The organism is Pengzhenrongella frigida (assembly GCF_004168625.1).
GTDB classification, from domain to species: domain Bacteria; phylum Actinomycetota; class Actinomycetes; order Actinomycetales; family Cellulomonadaceae; genus Pengzhenrongella; species Pengzhenrongella frigida.
In genome coordinates this window covers 1-1,668 of sequence record NZ_SDWW01000108.1, presented here as the reverse complement: position 1 = coordinate 1,668, position 1,668 = coordinate 1, and the positions used below count along the sequence as shown (strand labels likewise).

Sequence of the window (1,668 nt, the reverse complement as noted above, 5' to 3'; positions counted from 1 at the left end):
GCTAAGCCTCGATCCACCGATGACCTGGGGCTCGACGCCCTGACCGGGGTCGTGGGCTGCAGCTCGCGATAGGGCGCGGTCATCCTCCGGGCCTCGCTGCCCGGGGGTTCCACTGCGGGTTGGTGTCGTGCCGGTGAGGGCGGGTGGTCAGGTCGCCGCGGGTGCTGGCGGTCCGCAGGCGTGGTGGAACAGGTCGGTCCACGCGTCGGCCCAGGGCCAGTGCGCGGGTAGGTGCAGATGGACGCGTCGGGCGGTGGTGGCCAGGCGGGCCGGGACGGCGATGAGCTTGCGGCGGATCGTCGCGGTGGTCGCTCGGGCCAACGCCGGGCTGGCGGTGGTGGCGGCAGCTCTGGTGAGGTTGAAGGCCATGACCGCGCAGACCAACCAGGCCGCGTTCGCGGTGAAGACCCCCGAGGGCAGGTGCGCCAGGGCGGAGTTCTTCAGGTCGGCGTGGACGTTCTCGATGACGGCGTGACGGCGATGGGTCTGGTCAGCGGTCACGGTGTCCAGGTCGGTGGTGGTGAAGAACGCGTGGAACCGCCACGTGTCGAACAGCGTGGCCTGACCGGACCCGGCGCGGGCGTTCACGTCCGGGATGCGCCGCACCACCAGACGCCCTCGGACCTGCTCGGTGGGCTTGGTGGAGGAGAACGCCGTGAACGGGACCTCGGCGACCTGCGCCTTGGACACCCAGACCCCGGTGGTCTCGTCGTAGATCGCTTGTGGGTAGCGGATCGTGGTCCACGCGTCCTGGCTGATCGCTGCGATAGCCCGTTTGACCACGGGGTCCATCCGCACGGTCACCGACACCTGGGCGCCGGCGGTGAGCGCCGCGCCGACCAGGGCCCGGGAGTAGAACGCGGAGTCCGCCCGCACCAGCACGTCTCGCCCGGCCAGGTGGGTGCGACGCGTGGTGGCCAGAGCGTCGCGGACCAGTCGGGCCACCCCGCGCGAGGACCCGGCGTTGCCCTTGCGCAGCCGTTGAGCGACCACGACCGGGGCGACGGTGTCGGTGGAGACCGTGGCCAGGATCGCGTTGATGCCGCGGACCCCGGAGTACCCGAACGCGGCACCCTGCTTGGCATACCCGTGGACCTCGACGATCGTGTCGTCCAGGTCGACCATCACCGTGCTGCGCTCCTCGGGCGTCCCGAGGAGCTTCGTGTCAGCCGCCAGGTTCACCAGGAACCGGGACGCGACCGCATCCAGCTGACGCACGTGCCCGAACGTCATCGCCCGCAGGAACGAACCCAACGTCGAGGGCGCCGGAGCGGAGCCCAACACTCGAGCCGTGCCGCCGTGGCGCAGGACGGCCATGTCGTCGATGCTGTCCGCGCCCGCGGCCATGCCCGCCACCAGGGAGGCGACCTTGAGCCCGGCGTGGGCGCCCTTGTCCGTCGGCACGCTCAACCACGACTCGGCGAGCTCGGGCAGACCGGCCCGCCGGGCCATGGCCATCAGCGGAACCAGGCCCGCCGCCGACACGAGATTCGGTTCGTCGAAGACCGCTGACGCCACGGGCGGGGTGTGGAAGAGTTGCATCTGCAGGATGCCCTTCTTGACCGGTGAACAGGACCCTACGCAAGTCCTATTTTCCCAGGTCGGAAGGGCATTCTCACGTCACCACGCCCATCACCGACAAACCCCCATCGGTGGATCCAGGCTAAG

1 protein-coding gene is annotated in these 1,668 nt (G+C 70.3%); it reads right to left on the bottom strand.

Translation table 11 applies throughout. The annotated features are described in order from the left end of the window. Positions 1-147 precede the first annotated feature (147 nt). The gene (locus EUA98_RS19520; protein WP_130104341.1) at positions 148-1,542 is read right to left on the bottom strand and encodes an IS1380 family transposase; all 1,395 of its coding nucleotides are present in this window, start codon (positions 1,540-1,542) and stop codon (positions 148-150) included. Between the last annotated feature and the right edge of the window lie 126 nt (positions 1,543-1,668).

Bases quoted from the DNA above. Each gene is read 5' to 3' on its own strand.
- EUA98_RS19520 (WP_130104341.1), bottom strand. From the start codon at position 1,542: ATGCAACTCTTCCACACCCCGCCCGTGGCGTCAGCGGTCTTCGACGAA.